This is a genomic window from Mahella australiensis 50-1 BON, from assembly GCF_000213255.1.
Classification (GTDB): domain Bacteria; phylum Bacillota; class Clostridia; order Mahellales; family Mahellaceae; genus Mahella; species Mahella australiensis.
The window spans coordinates 177,925-200,223 of sequence record NC_015520.1; the positions used below are offsets into that span (position 1 = coordinate 177,925).

General features: G+C 43.7%; 17 protein-coding genes. 11 read left to right on the forward strand and 6 right to left on the reverse strand.

Annotation, left to right across the window (positions count from 1 at the left end; translation table 11 throughout):
- The first annotated feature begins 123 nt into the window (after positions 1-123).
- Positions 124-3,141 (forward strand): glycosyl hydrolase, encoded by a 3,018-nt coding sequence (locus MAHAU_RS00810; RefSeq protein WP_013779826.1) that lies wholly within the window; start codon positions 124-126, stop codon positions 3,139-3,141.
- A 25-nt stretch (positions 3,142-3,166) separates the two neighbouring features.
- Here MAHAU_RS00810 and MAHAU_RS00815 read toward each other — a convergent pair whose 3' ends face one another.
- The 4 genes from MAHAU_RS00815 to MAHAU_RS00830 are packed head-to-tail and all read right to left on the reverse strand — an operon-like array spanning position 3,167 to position 8,722.
- On the reverse strand, positions 3,167-4,588 hold the full coding sequence (locus MAHAU_RS00815) for a sn-glycerol-1-phosphate dehydrogenase (RefSeq protein WP_013779827.1): 1,422 nt from the start codon (positions 4,586-4,588) through the stop codon (positions 3,167-3,169).
- A 15-nt stretch (positions 4,589-4,603) separates the two neighbouring features.
- Entirely contained in the window at positions 4,604-5,929 is a 1,326-nt protein-coding gene (locus MAHAU_RS00820; RefSeq protein ID WP_013779828.1) for a pyrimidine-nucleoside phosphorylase, read from the reverse strand.
- Positions 5,930-5,985: 56 nt separating this feature from the next.
- Positions 5,986-7,962: an FtsX-like permease family protein gene (locus tag MAHAU_RS00825; protein ID WP_013779829.1), complete on the reverse strand. Its 1,977-nt coding sequence runs from the start codon at positions 7,960-7,962 to the stop codon at positions 5,986-5,988.
- Positions 7,955-8,722 carry an ABC transporter ATP-binding protein gene (locus tag MAHAU_RS00830; protein ID WP_013779830.1) on the reverse strand — a complete coding sequence of 256 codons (768 nt, stop codon included), beginning with the start codon at positions 8,720-8,722 and terminating at the stop codon, positions 7,955-7,957. Before MAHAU_RS00830 ends, MAHAU_RS00825 begins: the two co-directional genes overlap by 8 nt.
- A gap of 309 nt (positions 8,723-9,031) precedes the next feature.
- On the opposite strand from MAHAU_RS00830, the gene MAHAU_RS00835 reads away from it, so the two are divergent.
- Positions 9,032-9,304 carry a type II toxin-antitoxin system Phd/YefM family antitoxin gene (locus tag MAHAU_RS00835; RefSeq protein WP_013779831.1) on the forward strand — a complete coding sequence of 91 codons (273 nt, stop codon included), beginning with the start codon at positions 9,032-9,034 and terminating at the stop codon, positions 9,302-9,304.
- Positions 9,297-9,557, forward strand: coding sequence for a Txe/YoeB family addiction module toxin (locus MAHAU_RS00840; protein WP_013779832.1), 261 nt, complete (start codon positions 9,297-9,299; stop codon positions 9,555-9,557). Before MAHAU_RS00835 ends, MAHAU_RS00840 begins: the two co-directional genes overlap by 8 nt.
- A gap of 16 nt (positions 9,558-9,573) precedes the next feature.
- On the opposite strand, the gene MAHAU_RS00845 is transcribed toward MAHAU_RS00840, so the two are convergent.
- The gene (locus tag MAHAU_RS00845; protein WP_013779833.1) at positions 9,574-10,581 is read right to left on the reverse strand and encodes a sensor histidine kinase; all 1,008 of its coding nucleotides are present in this window, start codon (positions 10,579-10,581) and stop codon (positions 9,574-9,576) included.
- A gap of 5 nt (positions 10,582-10,586) precedes the next feature.
- The gene (locus tag MAHAU_RS00850) at positions 10,587-11,258 is read right to left on the reverse strand and encodes a response regulator transcription factor (RefSeq protein WP_041644217.1); all 672 of its coding nucleotides are present in this window, start codon (positions 11,256-11,258) and stop codon (positions 10,587-10,589) included.
- A gap of 343 nt (positions 11,259-11,601) precedes the next feature.
- Between MAHAU_RS00850 and MAHAU_RS00855 the strand changes: the two genes are divergently transcribed.
- From MAHAU_RS00855 to arfA, 8 genes are all read left to right on the forward strand, one after another.
- Positions 11,602-13,287, forward strand: coding sequence for an extracellular solute-binding protein (locus tag MAHAU_RS00855; protein WP_013779835.1), 1,686 nt, complete (start codon positions 11,602-11,604; stop codon positions 13,285-13,287).
- A 150-nt stretch (positions 13,288-13,437) separates the two neighbouring features.
- Positions 13,438-14,394: an ABC transporter permease gene (locus tag MAHAU_RS00860; protein WP_013779836.1), complete on the forward strand. Its 957-nt coding sequence runs from the start codon at positions 13,438-13,440 to the stop codon at positions 14,392-14,394.
- A 12-nt stretch (positions 14,395-14,406) separates the two neighbouring features.
- The gene (locus MAHAU_RS00865; protein WP_013779837.1) at positions 14,407-15,303 is read left to right on the forward strand and encodes a carbohydrate ABC transporter permease; all 897 of its coding nucleotides are present in this window, start codon (positions 14,407-14,409) and stop codon (positions 15,301-15,303) included.
- A 19-nt stretch (positions 15,304-15,322) separates the two neighbouring features.
- A complete protein-coding gene (locus MAHAU_RS15265) occupies positions 15,323-16,885 on the forward strand; it encodes a glycoside hydrolase family 43 protein (RefSeq protein ID WP_013779838.1) in 1,563 nt (520 codons plus the stop codon).
- An 18-nt stretch (positions 16,886-16,903) separates the two neighbouring features.
- Positions 16,904-17,914: a uroporphyrinogen decarboxylase/cobalamine-independent methonine synthase family protein gene (locus MAHAU_RS00875; protein ID WP_013779839.1), complete on the forward strand. Its 1,011-nt coding sequence runs from the start codon at positions 16,904-16,906 to the stop codon at positions 17,912-17,914.
- 54 nt (positions 17,915-17,968) lie between these two features.
- On the forward strand, positions 17,969-18,967 hold the full coding sequence (locus MAHAU_RS00880) for a LacI family DNA-binding transcriptional regulator (protein ID WP_013779840.1): 999 nt from the start codon (positions 17,969-17,971) through the stop codon (positions 18,965-18,967).
- 39 nt (positions 18,968-19,006) lie between these two features.
- Positions 19,007-20,722: a glycoside hydrolase family 2 protein gene (locus tag MAHAU_RS00885; RefSeq protein WP_013779841.1), complete on the forward strand. Its 1,716-nt coding sequence runs from the start codon at positions 19,007-19,009 to the stop codon at positions 20,720-20,722.
- A gap of 48 nt (positions 20,723-20,770) precedes the next feature.
- Positions 20,771-22,282, forward strand: coding sequence for an arabinosylfuranosidase ArfA (arfA, locus tag MAHAU_RS00890; protein ID WP_013779842.1), 1,512 nt, complete (start codon positions 20,771-20,773; stop codon positions 22,280-22,282).
- The last annotated feature ends 17 nt before the right edge of the window (positions 22,283-22,299 follow it).

Sequence of the window (22,299 nt, forward strand, 5' to 3'; positions counted from 1 at the left end):
TAAACATCCGGACCTTTCGTATTAGATCCGTTTCGCGATAAAAAAGGCATGGATTTTATTCTGCTTATGTTGTATAATGTTTGCAATGATTGCTTTTCAAGTACATAGGGGGTATAAAATATTATGGAAGAATTAAGACAACAGTTTGGTAATCCAGGTAAAGATTACAGGAGTGCGCCATTCTGGTCATGGAACGATAGGTTAAAACCCGAGGAAGTGGCCTGGCAGATCAGGAACATGAAACAGGCCGGCATGGGCGGTTTTTTCATGCACTCGCGCGAGGGGCTGGAAACGCCTTTTATGGGCGAAGAGTGGATGGAATGCGTTAAGGCGGCGGTAGATACGGCCAAAGAGGTGGGCATGAACGCCTGGTTGTACGACGAGGACCGTTGGCCTTCGGGCTTTGGCGGCGGCATGGTAGCAGCCAAGATAGGCGATGAGGGGCGGGCCAAGCTGCTCACGTTGGTGGAATTGGAGTCCGGCCAAAAGGTCGAGGGCGTTTTATCGGCTTTCTACATACAAATAGACAGCGAGAAAATAGCGTCGTTGGAACAATTGAATGCAGGCGATACTGTGATGTCGGGCAGACGTGCCGTAGGCTTTAGGCGTGAGATATGCGCTAAAAGCGATTGGTTCAATGGCGATGCGTATGCTGACAATCTGAATCCCAAAAGCGTGCGAGCCTTTATAGAGTCGGTCTATGAGCCGTATTACAAACAATTCGGACACGAATTCGGCAAAACGATACCCGGCATATTTACCGATGAGCCTAACATCTTTTCCGGCCATAATCCCGGCATGAAAGGTATACCGTGGACCGATATATTCCCGCAATATTTTGAGCAAAAACGCGGCTACGATATATTACAATTCTTACCGTACATATTCTTTGACGGCGATAGATCCATAGAAGTTAGACACGACTATTGGCGTACCATATCGGAATTGTTCGTAGAGGCATACTCCAAGCAACTTGGCCAATGGTGTGATGAACATGGTTTGGGATTCACCGGTCATTATCTTTATGAAAACGACTTTGCGCTTGCCATACGGTCTGGCGGCAGCGTTATGCCGCATTATCAGTATGAGCACCAACCCGGCATAGATATATTGACCGAGTCCATAAGCGAAACGCTGACGGTGAAGCAATGCAGCAGCATGGCCAATCAGTTCGACCGCAGCCGCGTAGTGTCAGAGCTTTACGGCTGCACTGGCTGGGACTTCACTTTTGAAGGCCAAAAATGGGTGGGCGATTGGCAGTATGCGTTGGGCGTCAATATGCGCTGCCAGCATCTGGCGCTTTATTCGCTGCGCGGTTGCCGTAAACGCGACTATCCCGGATCGTACAACTACAATAATACATGGTGGAAATATAACAAAGTAGTCGAGGACTATTTCGCGCGCTTGTCGCTTATGCTCTCATCGGGTAAGGTTAAGCGAGACATATTGGTGGTGCATCCCATAGAGAGCGCGTGGTGCCGTTATAGTGGTACAAACGATAAAGAGGTCAATGAAATGGGGGCCTCCTTCCAAACACTGTGTGACGGATTGCTGGGCCTGCACCGCGATTTTGACCTGGGCGATGAGTCCGTTATAGAGGATTATGGGCGCGTCGGAAACGATGAATTTATAATAAATAAAGCGGCATACAAAACCGTGATTCTGCCGCCTATGATTACCATAAGGCGCAGTACGGTGAATTTGTTAAAAGCGTTCATGGATAATGGAGGCAAGGTTATAGCAGTAAAACCGTATGCTACCATGATAGATGCTCGCCCCGACCAAGGGCTGGCCGAGCTGTTTGATCATGAAAATATGACAGTAGTGGATAATGCGATGTGCCAGATAGAAAGCGCGCTGGATAATATAGTACAACGCACCATAAGCATAGACGATAAAGCCGGGCAGCAAGATGATGCTTTCATATATATGGAGCGTTATGAGGGCAATAATCATGTGTTCTTCATAGTCAATACCGACAGGAGCAGCGGCCATGATGTGCGTATATGGCTAAAAGGCACGGGGCATATAGAACAATGGGATGCGTTGACCGGTGATATCAGGCCGGTATCTGCTGATATCGAAGATGGATATATGGTATTCGATGCCTCTTTTGGGCCGGCTGGCTCCATGCTGTATGTGATAGATGCGAGCCGTCAACCGGCTGATGTAGCATATGAGCCGGTTAAAGAAGTGGATGCGAGATACATGGGGCCTGTATGCGACTTTGTCCGTACCGATCCGAATGTGCTTACGTTGGATTATTGCCAGTACCGCTTTGATGGTGAGGATTGGTCGCCGTTTATGCAGGTGTGGCAGGCGCAGGAGGCTATACGCAAGCGTTTGGGTATGCGCTCTGTAGCCGTCAACGGTTTGGAACAACGCTGGCGCTGGATATATACGCCGCATCCGAACGATGGCGCTCATGTGCAGTTGCGTTTTGCCTTTGATGTAAACGATCGGCCGATAGGTCATGTATATTTTGTGGTGGAAGGCGCTGAAAACTTTGATATAACTTTTGATGATATGCTCATATCCAATGAGCCGCATGGCTGGTATCTTGATAAGAGCTTCGACAAAGTCGAGCTGCCGCTGCTGTTGCCCGGCCGCCATGAGGTGGAATTGAGCTGCAAATATAAAAATAGCATGGAGCTTGAGGATTGTTATATAATAGGCAATTTCGGCGTAGATCTATTGACCAAAGCCATTATAGACGAACCTGAAAGGCTGCATTTCGGCGACTGGTGCTCACAGGGTTATCCCAATTACCCGGGCGGCATGATATATAAAGAAAGGGTAGAGCTGCATATAAAAGATGGGCAGAGGGTATATATCGATTTGGGCGAATACAGGGCTACTACGGTAGCTATATGGGTAAACGGTAATATCGCGGCACATATACCGTGGCGTGCCGCCAACGGGGCCGACATCACCGAATTCTTGCACGATGGAGTAAACGAGATAGGCATAGAGATGATGGGCAGTCCGAGGAACATGATGGGCCCGTTGCATCAAAAGAGCGGCAAGCGGCCGTGGACCGATTCTCGCTCATTCCGCACCACTGGATATGAATTTACGCCCGATGAGGTGTTGGTGCCCGAAGGCTGTTTTGGACAGATTAAATTATCCATAATGGAATAACCATTGCTCCTTTTAAGAAGCGCTCCTATTGATGGAGCGCTTCTTTTGCTATAATGCTGGATATATCCTGCAAACAGCCTATATCATCGGCTAGGCGCAGTACGGTATAACGCGTGCGTATATACATGGCATTGAGCAGCGTTTGTTGCAGTAAGCTGGCATCCACATTTATATGCTCGGCGCTGTGTGCCGCACCGGCACTGGCCAAGAGGTGTTTTATTTCTCCCGGATTCGGTACGGATGATAGCAACGCTTCTCTTATGGCAGGCCACATCTGTGCTATATGCTGTGCGCGCTGCTTTTGCTCATCTTCGGGCAGCCATACGCTTGAGCTCTCAGCCATGACCTCATCGGCCAAAGGGCCAAAGGCATCGGCTATACGTTGGCGGCGCGTGCTTGGGCTTATCGGCGTATATGCGTCGGCCAGGGCCTTTATCTGTGTCTCGTCCATATCTATCAGTTTTTTGTAAACCGAGGCTATCACAGGAGTGGCTATGCCGACCTTGGCGCCGTGGTATGGCTGCTCGAGTCCTTTTTGAGCAAACATCATCTCCCAGTAGTGTGCCATATGATGTTCGCTGCCCGAAGCCGGCCGCGAATTACCCACCAGCATCATAGCCACGCCCGATAATATAAGGCCCTCCATCAACGCCTTTATGGCATCGGGTTTGCGCTGGCGTATGCCAGAAGGGTCGGACAGGCATTTTTGCACGGCGGAGTTCATCATATCAAAGGATGTCTGGCATAGATATTCGCCGTCGAGCACATGGCTCAGTTTCCAATCCAGGAGCGCGGTCAGTTTGCCGACCATATCGCCGAAGCCTGCCGCTATCATAGAAGAAGGTGCGTTGCACAGCACGTCCGTATCAGCTATTATGGCTGTCGGATGCGTGCCGGGTACCGTGCGCTTGAAACCGTCCATGAGCAGTGGCACCACAGTGGATGCGTATCCGTCCACCGAAGGCGCGGTCGGTATGCTTACATACGGTATGCCGGTGCGCGAGCTGACAAAGCGCACCAAGTCGTTTATGGTGCCCGAACCTATGGCCAACAAAAAAGAGGTGTCGGGCTTCAGTGCCACCATGATGCGCACTATTGAGCGTTCGTCTGTGGCTATGGCATCGGCCGGCTCCCACGGCGAGGCTATGCCGGGCTGCGATGCTGGCATTTCATCAGCGCCGTACTCGACGCTTGGCCTTTTTAACATGCATATATCTGTATCTAAACTATGATTTGTCAGCGCTTCATATACCTTTGCACCTGCGGCTTTATATGTATTGTCGTCGGCTACCAAAAGAGCGCTGCCACCTGTAAACAGCTTGCGGCATACATCGGGTATGTGGTTTATAGCGCCGCTTTCCACCTCTATATGTTTTATAAGGACCTCGTGTCTGCGGCCGCAGTCGCATTCTATGCTCCTGCCAGCCAGATCTGATATATCGTACATTTCATGTCAACCTTTCTAAAATGATTCTACGCCGTCCCTGCTGACCAGCGCATGTATGAGCTTAGGCCTTGCCACCGGCTTTTCTGTCATTTGTATGGAGCTTAATATATCAGGCAGGACCTGGCTTAGTTTTTGCCGGTCATTGGTGTGAACGACGGCTATCGTTTCGCCCTTGCGTACAAAATCCCCCACCTTTTTGTTCAGCATGATGCCTGCCGACAGGTCTATGCTGTCATCTTTTATCATGCGGCCGGCGCCCAGCCTCATGGCGCACAGGCCGAGGTTTTCAGCGCTGAGGGACGATATGTACGCGTTATTTTCAGCTTTTATTTCGTATTTAATCCTTGCCTGAGTTAGCAGGGAATAATCATCCAGCGCATCGGCATTTCCGCCCTGGACTTCAACCATCTGCTTGAGTTTTGCAAAACCGCTGCCTGATTCGAGCGCGTGTTCAAGCTCAGCCACAGCCTCTTCCCTCGTACTTGCTATACCGGCTAGCATAAGCATATAGCTGCCCAAGAACATGCATACGTCCAATAAATCCCTGTGTCCGCGACCCTTCAATGTTTCGCAGGCCTCTATCACCTCAAGTGAATTGCCGATGGCCAGGCCCAGCGGCTGATTCATGTCAGTGATGGCGGCCATCGTTCTCTTACCGGCGCTTTCGCCTATGTTTACCATGATATCGGCGAGCTCCAAGGCGCTTTTATAATCCTTCATGAATGCGCCCTGGCCGACCTTTACGTCCAGAACTATGGCATCAGCGCCTGCCGCCAGCTTTTTGCTCATGATGGAGCTGGCGATGAGCGGCATGATATCGACGGTGGCGGTGACATCCCTCAGAGCATACAGCTTTTTATCGGCGGGAGCCAGGTCGTCGGTCTGACTTATTATGGCCAAGCCTATGCTGTTTACGTTTCTTATGAACTCGTCCATAGATAGCGATGTCCTCATGCCTGGTATGGCCTCGAGCTTATCTATGGTACCGCCGGTGTGGCCCAAGCCTCTGCCGGCCATCTTGGCCACAGGAGCGCCGCATGCTGCTACCAGCGGCGCCAGTACCAGAGTAGTGGTATCGGCCACGCCGCCGGTACTGTGCTTGTCCACCTTGACGCCGTTTATGGCCGAGAGATCGGCCATTTTGCCCGAGTGCGCCATCGCCATGGTGAAGTCGGCGGTTTCCCGCTTGCTCATGCCTGTGAAATAGACGGCCATCATAAGCGCCGCCATCTGATAATCCGGTATGCTGTCTGCGGTATAGGCGCTTATGACATACTCGATTTCCTCCTCGGCAAGCTCGTGCCCGTTCCTCTTTTTCTTTATAAGGTCAACCATGTTCATGTTCTATACCTCGCTTATCTCTGCTTTGGATATTATATCATAATATCCAAGATAGATTAACTCACGATCTTATAATATGTTCTTGCGGTCAAGGTGTATACGGTAATATAAAAGGCAGCGAAGATGATGATGATCACGGCTGTACACACGGCAAACAACGCAATGTTGGTGAGGTTGAGCACGAAAAGCAGTTTTGTCATGATCTTGAATGCGAAGGCCACATGGATGGCCGCTGTAATGAGCGGCAGGAAAAATACGCTTAATACCTGGCTGCGGATGGATTTCTTGATCTCATCGCGGCTCATGCCCACCTTCTGCATAATCTCGAAACGCTTTTTATCGTCGTAGCCCTCGGCTATCTGCTTATAGTAGATTATAAGCACTGTCGCCGCTATAAACAGTATGCCGAGGAATAGGCCGAGAAAGAATAAACCACCGTAAGTGGCATAAAAGCCATCCTTAGCGTCTTCGACACATTCGGCATAAATGTCTATGCCGGCATCTTTTATGGCTTTACTTAACGATGCTGTTAGGGCGGATTGAACGCTTTTACCGCCGGCAACATCGAAGCTGTAATAATACGAGAATCCTGGAGTACCCGTACCATTGCCGTTCATGGAATCGTAAACGCGATTTATGGTATCCATGCTGTCGACCACTATGAAATAGCTGTCGATAAGCTTTTCACCTATTGTGTCTGCCGCATCGAAAGATGTCAGGCGCTCTTTAACCGAAAGCTTAAAACCGTTAAAGCTTACAGTATCAGCCGGTATATTGCCGCGCACAACATAGAGCAGCGCTTCATCGCTTTTTAATGAAACCGATTTGCCTTCCATTTCATTATAATCATCGAGCAGAACAAAATATATGACAGCTCTATTATTGGCATAATAATTAATCGTTTGCTCTGCGGTAAAAGCTGCGCCGTTTTGGATTGTGTAGAAATCCACAAAACGGCTGCGAACCACATTCTTAGGGATAACACCGGCTGCCGCCGTCTGTTTCTCGATAATGTCGTCCAGCGCGGTCACCTGTTCTTCCGAAACACCGCCCATTGTGAGAATAATATTCCTTGGGAAGCGCGTGCGCAGTATATCCTCCATTCCTATATACGTGGAAAATGTGATGGCCAGCATGACGATCACCGCGGTGGACAATATGCAAATATTAGCCAGACCGACGGCATTTTGTTTCATGCGATAGATCATGCCCGAAACCGAAACGAAATGCTCCGGCTTATAATAATATCGCTTGTTTTTGCGTAACATCTTCAAGACTGCTATGCTTCCGGCGGTAAATAGGCAGTAGGTACCGATTATAACCAGCACTACGGCTATGAAAAAGATGTTCAAAGCATTCAAGGGTGCTTCTATGGTCAGAGCGATATAATATCCCAGGCTGAGGCATAACGCTCCGATTATGGCTGTGAGCCATTTCGTCTTGGGCTCTTTTTCACCGACATCGCCACCTTTGAGCAGCTCGATGGGCTTTGACAGATGCACCTGGTAAACGTTATATATGAGGTTCACGGCAAAGATTGCAATAAAAAGCATCGCTGTGGTGGAAACAGCCGTTAGCGGGACCTCAAAACCAAAGGTGGCCTTAAAGGATATTATCTTAAAAAGCAATAAAATGATCAGCTTGCTGAAAAGTATCCCTGCCCCGATGCCGATGCCAAGGCTTATAAGGGCGATAAAAAAGGTTTCGTAAAACATGATCCCGGCTATATGCTTTTTCTCCATGCCCAAAATGTTAAAAAGGCCGAATTCCTTTTTGCGCCGCTTTATCAAGAAACTGTTGGTGTAAAATAAAAATATGACCGAAAAGATACCGATTATTATCTGCCCAAAAGACAATATATTTCTTATCGTACTGCTGTCGCTTATGCTGCCCAGGTCCTTTGCCGCTGTCAAAAAGGCCATATTGTAGAACATGGCGATTATCCCGATGCAGGTCAATATATAAGGGATATAAGCCTGAGTGTTCTTTTTGATGTTGTTCACAGCCAGCCTGGCATACAAGGATTTACTCACCTCTGGCACCTCCCGTCGCTATCATCGTTAGGGTGTCCGAGATTCTTTGATACATCTGTTCATCGGACAGCGATGCCTTGTAAAGCTGGTGATATACCTCTCCGTCCTTTATGAAGAGCACTCTTTTGGCATGGCTGGCGGCTTTTATGCTGTGTGTAACCATGAGGATCGTTTGCCCGTCGTCGTTTATTTCTGCAAATAGTTTCAGCAGCCCTTCGGTGGTATGGGAGTCCAATAAGCCGGTGGGCTCATCGGCTAGTATGAGCTGCGGCCTCGTGATGAGGGCGCGCGCTACGGCCGTCCTTTGTTTCTGACCGCCCGAAACCTCATAAGGGTATTTCATAAGGATGTCGGCGATTTTGAGTTTTTCGGCGATGGCTTTCAGCCTGCCGATCATTTCATTATAGCGCTTCCCGGCCAGTACCAGAGGCAAAAGGATATTATCCTCGATGGAAAATGTATCGAGCAGATTAAAGTCCTGAAATACGAAGCCGAGATTATCCCGCCTGAATGCTGATATCTCCATTTCGCCGATCGATGTTATGCTTTTGCCATTCAGCAGCACATCGCCGCCAGTAGGCTTATCGAGCGCGGCGATAATGTTGAGAAGCGTCGTCTTGCCAGATCCGGACTCACCCATGATGGCGACGTATTCGCCCTGATCTATCGAAAAGGATACGTTGGCAAGGGCCTGAACGGGATTTCCTCCGAATCTCGTGGTATATATCTTCTTTAAGTTTATAACTTCCAAAAGTGGCATATCATATTCCTCCATTGTCTTTCTTCCCGTCCATTATAGCAAAAAGTGAAAATACCATGCCATTGCTTTGTCTTACATTTTTGCCTCCAACCTTACATTTTGGTAACTGTAATTCGTAAAATGTAAAAATTGATATCAACAGAGATATAAAACCTTTGCCTGTTCATGGAGGTGAATTGCTTCTGGAATGTTGTGTATCAATAAAATTACATGCACTCGCAGAAAATTTACTATTGATTTTTTTATACTATTGTTGTACAATATATGATACAATACATTGTACAACAACAATGAAAGGGGCGAAACAATATGCTGGCTGTTAATTATTCTACCATAAGGAATAAATTGAAAGATTATTGCGATAAAGCAACTGATGATAACGAGACGATAATTATAACAAGGAAAAATGAAAAGAACGTTGTTTTAATGAGCCTAGACGAGTATAACAACCTCATGGAAAATTTATTCATCATGAGCAACAAAAAATACTATGAGCGCCTTTTGGAAAGCAAAAAGCAGATCGAGCGCGGTGATGTTGTAATGAAAACAACAGAGGAACTGGACTCATTAACGAATGAATAAGGTTTTTTCCGACATCGCATGGGAAGATTATACTCGGTGGCTTATAGAGGACAAAAAGATAGTCAAAAAAATAAATGATATTATCAAAGATATAGAACGTAACGGTTATAATGGCATAGGCAAGCCTGAAGCACTAAGACATGAGCTAGCCGGATACTGGAGCAGAAGAATTACAGATAAAGATAGGTTAATCTACAAAATCGAAGATGCCACCATCTATATTTTAAGCTGCAAGGGGCATTATAATGATTAATACGGATATCCTTGCATCAATCGGCGGCTATGTCGACCGTGCCGAATCCGATTTTCACTTTGGTACCTTTGCCGACTTGCGATTCTATTGATATGGTGTGCGACAGCTTGCTTAAAATGCGCTTGCATAGATACAGGCCGATGCCGGTCGATTTTTTATCCAGCCGACCGTTGTAGCCGGTGAAGCCTTTTTCGAATATGCGCGGTAGATCCTCCGATTCGATGCCTATCCCCGTATCTTCAATGACCAGCGTATCGGGCGAATCGCTGTCCATATATATGGAAATTTCACCCTTGTCGGTATATTTGAGCGCGTTTGACAATATCTGCTCTATGACGAACACCGTCCATTTCTCGTCGGTCAATACCTCATGATTTAAGCCATTGTAATCGAGCTTGATTTTCTTGTGTATAAAAGATTTCGAGTATTTGCGCACTGCCTGCTTCACCATATCGTCGAGAGAATACCTTTTAAGCATCAGATCACCGCTCAGGCTTTCGGTGCGGAGATATTGCAACGCCATTTCGACGTACTGTTCCACCTTGAACAATTGATCCGACAATTCGCCATTTATGTCTGCATGCTTGGACTGCAAAAGCAATTGCATGGCGGCTATTGGTATCTTGATCTGATGCGCCCATATGGTATAGTAATCAGTCATATCGGCGAGAGCCTTATCCTTCTCGTTTATAATTTCCCTCCTGTTTTCATGGATAGCCCTGATCAATCCCTGATAATCCCGTTCAATAAGGCCTTGCGGATTGGGCAGCATAAGGTCCGATACTGCGATGCTGTCCTTCAATTTTTCGAGCACCATGTGCTTGCTGTAAAAAGCTACGAATTCTATAATGCCGATCAGCAGCAGGAAAATGCCGGCCAGCAGAGCCGCATAGGCCACCGGTTCCAAAGGCAAAGCATACAGATAAAAGATCACTAGGGAGATGCTGAATGATACCGCTATAACGATGATGGTTGTGATCTTCTGTTTTAAGTATAAACCCAAAATGCATGCAAAATGTTTCATATTCATCACTCTACCATATAACCAAGTCCCTTTTTGGTCTTGATGAAACCTTCAAGCCCTGCTTCGGCCAGCTTTTTGCGCAAACGGGCCATATTGACCGTAAGGGTATTATCGTCGATGAAATCGTCGCTTTCCCAGAGGCGCTGCATTATTTCTTCGCGAGAAATCACCCTGCCGGCATTTTCCATAAGAAGCTGCAGTATCCTATAGTCGTTCTTGGTAAGCTCGATTTTGTTGCCATGATAAACCAGCGTGGCATCGCCGAGGTTTAGGACGGCGCCGTTGTGTTCGATAACATTTACCTGCCCTTGGAGCGAATAGGCGCGCCTTATCAAAGCCCCCACCTTTGCCGTGAGGACGTTCAAATCAAATGGCTTTGCGATAAAGTCGTCCCCGCCCATATTCATGGCCATTATGATATTCATATTATCGTCGGCCGAGGATATGAATATGATAGGCACTTTGGACACCTTGCGTATTTCGCTGCACCAGTAGAAACCGTTAAAAAACGGAAGCATTATATCGAGCAATATAATATGCGGCTCCAGCCGGACGACCTGTTCGGTGATATTCTTAAAGTCGGTTATATAGACAGCCTCGTAGCCCCATTTACTAAGATGCTCCTGCATAACCCGCGCGATTATGACATCGTCTTCTATGATCATAATTTTATACATCATCATAATTTCCTCTTATATCTATGAGACAGTTCTTATTATCTCCTGTTTTGTTATTCCTGTTAATATATTATCATACAGTCAACTGTTTATCCAAACGTTGTTTCGAAAAAACTTTTTGCTGAAGTATTGACAAAACAATATGTGCATTATATAATATTATCGTTTCCGGTAACGTTAATGAAAACGTTAATGTAACATATTCTGGTTGAATTATTATGCTTTGGTGGGGTATCTATATGCTTCTTCTACTTCCATTACATAATAAGACGTGGTGCAGATTGCCAAATCTTATAAAAAAGATTTTGCAATAGATTAATATTTTTAGAGGAGGAGATTTTGAATGCGGAAAGTGAGGCTATTATCTCTGTTGTTGGCTTTGGTTTTAGCTGTTTCCCTTTTTGCGGGTTGCAGCGGAGGGCAGACCGGTGATCAAACCGAAACTGGAACTGAAACATCTACCAACGAAGGAGAAACAGATGGCGATGCTGCGGCTGTAGAGAATCCCGAACTAAGCGATCCTAATTTAAAGGATCCATATAACATTCCAAATATTGTTTCTGCTTATCCGGTGAAAGGCAATCCCACACTTACCTATTGGTGGCCTATAGATGCTTTTCAGGGGGTAGCGATTAAGGACATGAATGAGCATGAGGTGTGGAAAGAAATTGAGAAGCTCACTGGCGTCGATATCAAGTTTATACACCCTCCGATAGGACAAGAGAGTGAGAAGTTTAATTTAATGATTGCTTCTGATGATTTACCTGATATGATTTGCCAGTCGGATCGTTATAAAGGTGGTATAACCGTAGGTATTGATGATGGCGTGTTCATAGATCATACCGAGATTATTGATAAGTATGCTCCTAACTATAAACAATTCAGAGAATCTGACGAAGATAGACGCAGAACCACTATGGATGATAAGGGCCGCGTATTAGGATTTTATAATGTTGCGCCATACTCTGAATGGATATGGTTCGGAGGATTAATAAAGCAGGAAGCTCTTGATAAAACGGGGTTACCAGTACCGGAAACTATGGATGAATGGTATGCTTTCTTAAAGAAATGTCAAGAAGTTGGCTATAAGAGCCCCTTAATGTTTAATACAGGTGCTGGCACTATATTTACCGGCTACTTTGTAAGCGCTTATGGCGCATATGATTGGACATTTATAGATAAGGATGGCAAAGTAGCTTGGGGTCCACTTCAGCCTGGTATGAAACAGTATCTGACGGAAATGCGTAAATGGTATGCTGAAGGCCTGATAGATAAGGATTTTGCTACACGTGATTTTAGCAGCAATATGGCTTTTGCTTCTTCCCCGGATTGTGCTGTCGCTATGGATTCGCCTGATACTATGTGGGGAGTATGGAAAGAACAAAACAATATTGATTTCGTAGGAGCTCCTTATCCCGTTCTTAATAAAGGCGATAAGCCCACTACAACTTATAAACATTGGAAAAATGGAGGTTGGCCAACGTCTATTACCACTGAATGCGATAATGTAGAGGCTGCGGCTAAGTTCTTGGATTTTGGTTATACAAAGAAAGGATGGGAACTTTGTAATTTTGGTTTACCTGATCGCACACATAAGCTCGATGAGAATGGCATGCCGTATTACCATCCTGAAAGCGTGATGTGGAATGATCCCGAAAATATACCTCTATCCAACCGGGTATGGAAATATAAGCTGCATCAAGGGCCATTTATAAGAGAAGAACATAAGTCTAATCCCCTGATAGTTGCTCCGGGCAGTTATTCGGGTGAAATTCGCCAGATGTGGACAAATGGAACAGATGCGTCGCCTGCTGTACCTCCGCTTAGTTTCACGGTGGACGAGGCTTCAAAAGAAGCACAGCTTGGCACACAATTGGCAACGTTGCGTAGTGAGACTTTCTTGAAAATTATAATGGGGCAAAAGCCAGTTTCGGAATTTGATAATTTTGTTAAACAGGCAGAGAAAATGGGTGTTAATGAATGGTTGGCTATCTGGCAAGCAGCTTTAGACCGTTATAATTCCAGATAAAACGGGCTATATATTACAATGGTATCGGGTTAACCAGATACCATTGTAATATCTCAATAATATAAAGCGAAAGAACGGTAAGCATATAGGTAACACCTTCGAATACATACTTATTTTTCTTATTATCGATATTTTATGAGGGGAGATTTTATGAGTTTGCAAAATGTTAGAGAAATTTGGCCGATGGGAGAACATGAGTCGACACTAAAAATTATTAAAAAAGATTTTAGACGTAATTGGATGATTTACCTAATGGCCATTCCCGTTATTGCTTTTTATATTATTTTTTGCTATGTTCCAATGTGGGGAGCACTCATTGCCTTTGTTGATTATAGGCCCAGGCTTGGTCTTTGGGGTAGTAAGTTTGTTGGTATCAAACACTTTATAGACTTTGTTACGGACCCATACTTTGGCCGATTAGTTTCCAATACTTTTATGCTAAATGTGTGGGGCCTGGTGTTTGGGTTTCCTGCGCCGATAATATTGGCACTTATGCTTAACGAAGTAAAAAACGGTCCTTTTAAAAAAACTGTGCAAACTATTACTTATATGCCACACTTTATATCTTTGGTGGTAATATGCGGATTAATTCATATTTTTTGCGAAACAGATGGACTTATAAACGATATTATAGTCGCTTTTGGAGGGGAACGAAGTCCACTATTGGCTAATCCGAGCTTATTCAGGCCTATATATACTTTTTCGGGGATATGGCAAGATGTGGGTTGGAATAGTATAATATACCTTGCTGCTATGGCGAATATAAATCCTGAGTTGTATGAATCGGCTACGATTGATGGCGCTGGTAGATTCAAACAAATGTGGTATATAACTATACCATCAATAATGCCCACAATAACTATCCTTTTGATATTTGCTATTGGAGGTATGTTGGCGTCAGGTTACGAAAAAGTTATTTTGTTATACAATCCTATAACTTACGAAAAAGCTGATGTAATAGCATCTTATATATATAGACGAGGATTACAGGAATTTGATTATAGCTATTCTACTGCTGTAGGTTTGCTTAATTCGATAATTAATTTTGCTTTTTTATGGTTCGCTAATACTACTGCTCGTAGGATTTCAGATACGAGTTTATGGTAAGGAGTGACTTGGATGAATAAAAAAACTTTTGGTGATAGAATTTTCGATGTATTAAACTATACTTTATTAATACTTATAACAATAGCATGCTTATATCCGGTTTTATATGTTCTTTTTGCATCTGTCAGTGACCCGATTAAGCTTCAATCTTATAGAGCACCATTATATAAGCCATTGGGCTTTACTTTGGAAGGCTATAAGATAGTACTAAATAATCCGGACATTATAAGAGGATATGCTAATACCATATTTTACGTTGTAACTGGTGTAGCTGTTAACATGATATTTACGATACTGGGCGCATATGTTATATCCAGGAAAAACCTTTATTGGAAAAAAGCTATCATGCTCATGATAACCATTACCATGTTTTTTGGGGGAGGTTTGATACCGTGGTTCTTAACAGTTAAAGGATTAGGTATGTATGATAGTTGGACAGCATTAGTGTTTCCTTTTGCCATTAATACTTGGAATATGATAATTATGAGGACTGGGTTTGAAGGTGTTCCCGGCGAGTTAGAAGAAGCAGCTCGAATAGATGGAGCAAACGATTTTTATATACTGACGAGAGTCGTCGTACCACTCTCTAAAGCAGTATGCGCTGTGATATTATTATATTATGTGGTGGGCGCGTGGAACTCGTGGTTCCCGGCAATGATTTTCCTAAGCGATAGGAGTAAATATCCCTTGCAGCTTATTCTCCGTGAAATACTCATAACCAGCGACGCAAGCCAAATGCAGCAGGGTATATCGTTGACGACAAGTGGTCAATTTGGTGAGACAAGTGCCTATAAAGAATTAGTTAAGTATACTACTATAGTAATAGCTACAGTTCCTATAATGTGTTTCTATCCTTTTATTCAAAAATATTTTGTTAAAGGAGTGCTTATAGGTTCATTGAAAGGCTAGATTTGGGGAGATTTGTATAATGAATAAAAAAGTAAAAACGGTTTTACTTTTGTTTGTGATAGTAGCTTTAGTATATGTAAGTGCATCATATATAAAACAAAAAGAGGTAAAAAGAGTGGATGCGAATATAGTACAAGGGAAGTATGTTCTTAATTCTTCAAAATCGAGCGCTATAAAAAGCAGATTTTATAGCAATCCCTTACCTATAAATAATATAGGAGATCCTTTTGTTTTAAAAGCTTCTGATGGTAAGTATTATTGCTATGCTACATCAGCGCCAAATGGATATAAAGTATGGATGTCGTTTGATTTGGTAAATTGGGAATATAAAGGGATGTCCTTCACTAGAGATTTGAACAGTTGGGCTATAGGCGATTTTTGGGCTCCTGAGGTTATCGAATATCAAGAGAAATATTACATGTTTTTCTCTGCGAGAGAGTTGAGAAGCAATAGCTTACGCATAGGTGTGGCTGTAGCAGAGAGTCCTTTAGGGCCATTTAAGGATATTTTGAATAAACCCTTGTTTGATTTCGGATATGCTACAATTGATGCCAGCCCATTTATCGATGAAGATGGAGAAAAGTATCTATATTTTTCCAAAGATTGCTCTGAAAATGTTGTTAATGGAGTTCATGAGAGTCATATTTATGGCATAAAATTGAGCGACGATATGATGTCGACAGTGGGACAGCCGATTTTGCTGATGCGTCCTGATCAGGATTGGGAAAAACTATCCGGTGATGCGTGGAGGTGGAATGAGGGACCTATAATATTCAAGGACAATGAAACATATTATATGTTCTATTCGGCCAATTACTATGGGGATGCTACTTATTCTGTAGGGTATGCTACTTCTAGACAACCGTTAGGACCGTTTGTGAAAAGCAAAAATAATCCTATACTTAGATCAGTCACTGATATAGAAAATAGTGGGATGCTACCTATCGTTTCTGGTCCTGGCCATAACAGTTTTGCAGTATCACCTGATAATAAAGAAATATTTATTGTCTATCATACGCATACGAACCCGGCGGAAGGTGGAGGGGATAGACAACTGAATATCGATAGGATGGGTTTTAGAAGTGATGGGACGGTTTATGTGAATGGGCCTTCTTTTAAACCTCAACCTCTGCCATCGGGTGTAGATGGGATTGATAATATTGCGCCTGAAGCGAACGTAAGCGTTAGTTCCATAAAACCAGGTTATAAAAGTGAAGCGTTGGTTGATGGAGAGGTTGGCTTTACCAAAGAAAGCGAAAATTATGATTGGGTACCAAACAATGAAACAAAAGGTTCTTGGGTTTGTTTAGAGTGGGATAAAGAGAGTTATATTGATACAGTAATAATATACCTATCTCATAATAGAAAAAGGACCTTTAATACAGCAAAGCTTATTATTAACAATAACGCTGTCATTAACGTTGATACTAACGCCGACGAAGATAAATTTGGGAATGATATAATAATTAATTTTGAGCCAATGAAAATTAAAAATATAAAATTTGTTATAGATAATGTTCCAAACGATGTACAGGAAATAGGCCTTTCCGAGATACGGGTTATGCCATCCAGTACAGACTAGTGGTTAGGAGATAAATGCATGAAACAAAGAGCTGAGGAGATATTAAACGACGATAAATTACTTTTAAGTCGGAAAAGATGGTTTGATAGACTCGAGTCATTATTCGATGGCGAGTGTATTGATAAGGTTATTTATCTTAATGGCATATATGGTCGTTCGAATATTGATCCATATAAAGAACCGGAAAGATGGCTAACTGATGCTCTAGATGATTTGGCATCACGTGCAGATAAATTGTTGGACAATGAGGTGTTTCGCCCCCTGTGCATTGAATTTGGTCCATATGGAGTACATTTTATTGATAAGATATTGGGAGCTAATGTATACTTTGATGAAATTAGTAATCAATGGTATAATGAATATATTCAAGGTCATATTGGTCAGCTATGCTATCCTGATCTTGAGCAAAATGAGGCATGGAATTTAGCAAAGAGATTGGCGCGGGCTTTTATCGAAAGCAAGGTTAAAGTACCGTTGTTTGGCCTCCCAACCATTGCTAGTGTATTGAATGTAGCTGTTAACCTTTATGGGCAGAGGTTTTTGGAGGCTTTATATATAACACCGAATGAAGCGGAACACGATATAAAGGTTATAAATAGACTTTTATGCGATCTGCATGGCTGGTACTTAAAAAATATACCTATAGATCAACTGCAGCCTGTTATATCGGGGCATCGTACGCAGCCACCTGGTTTTGGACAGTTATGCGGTTGCAGTACCCAACTGATCTCTTCACGCATGTACCGCGAATTTATCGCGCCGTTTGATGATCAGTTATTGTCAACGTATCCTCATGGAGGAATGATACATCTATGTGGAAATCATGTGCAACATATACCTGTGTGGAGAGAGATGAAGTCATTGCGCGCTATTCAAGTGAATGATAGAGCTGCTGAAGATTTAGAGACCTACTTTGTAGGTCTGCGTGAAGACCAAATAATATATCTAAATCCCACTGATATGATGACTGTTGAGAAAGCGATTAAAATAACCAAAGGGAAACGCCTCGTAATAGTAGCTGATATTTGATAATAGGGAGGTAAAAGTATGGAGGATTATAAAGTTCCTTCATATTAAGAAGGCATGAAAATAACATTAAAGGACATAGCAGAAAAGACCGGATATAGTATAAATACTGTGTCACGAGCATTAAAGGACAAGGATGATATAGCGGAAGAAACAAAGAAAATTATCAAGCAAGCTGCAAAAGAGATGGGCTATATACCTAATAGTATAGCTAGTGGTTTGCGTTCCGGAGTGTCTAAAACTATAGCAGTAGTATTAAGCGACGTATCCAACCCTTATTTTTCCATAATGGCCAAACATATAGAAATCGCAGCGAGGAAATATGGTTACACTATTTTTGTTATAAATACTGATGAACGTTACGACCTCGAGGAACGTGCCGTCTATACAGCTATGAGCAAGGGTGTTGACGGTATAATACTCTTCCCAACGCAAAAAAAATATGAAGATATAGACTTTTTAAAAAAATCTAATATGCCATTTGTAATAGTAGGTCGCCATTTTGAGGAATGGAATGATATGGATTATCTGATATCCGACGATGCAAAAGGGGGATATCTTGCCACAGAGCATTTGATAAAAAAGGGGAAAAGGCGTATAATTTTCTTGAATGGGCCTGAATATGTATCACCCGCATTGGAAAGAGAGGAAGGTTATAGGCGAGCTTTGGCTGATAATGACATAGAATTCGATCCGAAGCTGGTCAAACGAGTATCTATATTAGCAGGGCGTTCATACTCTGCTATGAAAAAAATTATAGAGCAGGGAATAGATTTCTCAGGTATTTTCGCTTTCAGCGATGTGATAGCATGGGAAGCCATATATGCGTTGGAAGATGCGGGGCTCAAGGTGCCCGATGATGTCGGCGTAGTGGGTTATGATAATATACAGTCGCAATTATTTTTTCCGTGGCCACTTACTACCATCAATATCTCCAAACGCAAGATGGCACATAAAGCAGTGGATATATTGATGAAACGGATAAACGGGCAGAATAATGGCAAATATTATCATGAGGTATTCGATACAAAATTGATAGTGCGAAAAAGTTGCTAAAATCAATAATAACTAATGATAACTGTGAGGAGGATTTTTATGTCAAGTATACCGAGGCCGGAATATCCACGGCCAGATTTTGTGAGGAAAGATTGGCTTAACTTAAATGGAATATGGGAATTCAAATTCGATGATGCCGATGAATGTTGGAGTACCATCAATGTGCCTTTCTGTTTTGAGAGCAAATTAAGCGGCATAGGTGACCCGTCGCCACATGATCGTATATGGTACAGGCGTGCATTTGATATCCCCCAGCAATGGCGGGACAAAAGGATAATGCTTCATTTCGGGGCAGTCGATTATATAGCTAAGGTATGGGTCAACAGCGTTTACATGGGGAGCCATACGGGAGGTCATACCCCATTTTCATTCGATATAACCGATGCCCTTAGCGCAGATGGTGAAAATATAATAATGGTCGAAGTCGATGATTATGCCTATGAACGCCAACAAGCCAGGGGCAAACAATCGTGGATGGACGAACCATTCGGTTGTTGGTATGACCGCACATCGGGCATATGGCAGACAGTATGGCTGGAACCTGTGAACGCGATACATGTAGAGAACGTACATATAACGCCGGATATAGACAACGGTATCGTGAATATAGAGGCGTGGCTTAGCCGTGAGGCTGTAGATTGTAGGTTGAAGGCCGATATAACTTTCGATGGTGTGCATATCGTCTCGGCCGAAACAGATTGTCATCAGGGCGTTGCCAGATTCAGCGTCAATGTGGTAAGCCATATTTTTGAATGGGGCCTTAAACTGTGGAGCCCGGAGCAGCCGAATCTATACGATATAAACTTCACGCTTATCGATAGGGGCGGCAGGGAAGCAGATCGTGTGTCCGGCTATTTCGGTATGCGCAAGGTATCGATTAAAGATGGTAAGGTATTGCTGAATAATCATCCATATTATCAAAAACTTATATTGGATCAGGGCTATTTCCCCGAATCTAACCTTACGGCACCGTCCGAGCAGGCTTTGATAGATGATATAAAGATGACAAAAGCTTTCGGGTATAACGGCGTAAGAAAGCATCAGAAAGTGGAAGAACCTTTATACCTGTATTGGTGCGATAAGTTAGGATTATTGGTATGGGGGGAAATGGCGTCGTATTATGAATTCAGTACGGCTGCAGCCGATGCCTACATAAAGGAGTGGCAGGAGATAATAGAAAGAGATTACAACCATCCATGTATAATAACATGGACCCCGTTCAATGAATCATGGGGTGTGCCAAATATATTAAACGATAAAAAACAGCAATATCACACTATGGCAGTGGTCAATATGATACGATCGCTGGACAGTACTCGACCGGTGGTATCCAATGACGGATGGGAACATACAGACACTGACTTATGCACGATACACGATTATAGAGCTGATGGAGAGGATTTCAAGAAGGCATATGCCGACAAGGACAAAGTGGTAAATGGTGCGCCGGCGGGTAAATTCATATTTGCCGAGGGTCATACCTATGATGGTCAGCCTGTGCTTATAACCGAATACGGCGGCATAGCATTTGCTTCCGATAAAGGATGGGGATATGGCGATAAAGTATCCGATGAAGAGGAGTTTTTGAGCCGCTTCGAAAGGATAACGCATGCTATTATGTCTGTAGATTACATATGCGGATTTTGCTATACACAACTTACCGATGTACAGCAAGAAGTAAACGGTCTTATGACATATGACAGGAAACCGAAATTTGATCCGGCCAAGATAAAAGCGATAAACGATAGAAGATAATCAAAAACGCAATAAAACGCTTTAAAGCGTTAGAATAAGGAGGAGAAAATGAGTAGTAGCAAAAAAGCCAGGATGCTGGTAGACAAGAAGTATAAGGTAGGAAATGTCGACAAAAGGATATTCGGTTCCTTTATAGAGCACTTAGGTAGAGCAGTGTATGAGGGTATATATGAGCCGGATCATCCACAAGCTGATGACAAGGGCTTCAGAAAGGATGTCATAGAACTCGTAAAAGAATTAAATGTCCCTATAGTACGTTATCCAGGCGGTAATTTTGTATCGGGATACAACTGGGAGGACGGTATAGGGCCAAAAGAAAAAAGGCCTAAACGCTTGGAATTGGCCTGGGGAGTTATAGAGCCAAACGAAGTCGGCGTAGATGAGTTTGCTGAATGGGCCAAACGAGCTGATACCGATATCATGATGGCTGTAAACCTTGGAACAAGAGGAATGGACGCGGCACGTTATTTAGTAGAATATTGCAATCACCCGTCAGGCACCTATTGGAGCGACCTGAGGATATCCAACGGTGCTGCGCAGCCGCATAACATAAAGGTATGGTGCTTGGGCAATGAGATGGATGGGCCGTGGCAGATAGGCCATAAGACAGCTGATGAATACGGCAGGTTGGCGTGTGAAACAGCAAAAGTGATGAAATGGGTGGATCCGACCATAGAGCTGGTGGCGTGTGGCAGCTCCGGCTCAGGCATGCCTACATTCCCTCAATGGGAGGCCACAGTACTGGACCACACATATGAACACGTGGATTACATATCGCTGCATACGTATTATGGCAACCGGGACAACGATACGCCAAACTTCCTTGCAAGGTCGCTTGATATGGATAAATTCATAAGCACAGTGATATCCACGTGTGACTACGTAAAGGCAAAGAAACGCAGCAACAAAACCATAAATCTATCGTTCGACGAATGGAACGTATGGTACCATTCACATGATTCTGATCAACATGTAGAACGCTGGAGCACGGCGCCACATCAGGTGGAAGACAGTTATAACCTTGAGGATGCCTTAGTGGTGGGTTGCATGCTCATAACACTTCTAAAACACGCTGACAGGGTAAAGATAGCATGCCTTGCTCAATTGGTCAACGTTATAGCGCCTATAATGACAGAAAAAGGCGGTCCTGCATGGAAACAGACCATATACTATCCGTTTATGCACGCTTCGAATTATGGCAGGGGTACTGTATTGATGCCGGTAGTAGACGCGCCTAAATACGACAGTAAGGACTTTACCGATGTGCCAATAATTGAATCCGTAGCTATAGAAAACGAGGAGAAGAACGAGCTGACCATATTTGCGGTAAACAGGGATATGGAAGATGCATTGGAGCTCGAATGCGTACTTGGCGGATATGAGGGCTATAAAGTGAAAGAACATATAATACTCAACGGCGATGATATAAAAGCGGGGAATAGCGTCGAAAGGCCGGACAATGTGATACCGCGCAAAATACAGGATGGACGCGTAGATGGGGAAACCTTATCCGTAATGCTTCCTAGGTTATCTTGGAATGTTATAAGGCTAGGGGATTAACTTTTTGCCGTTCAACA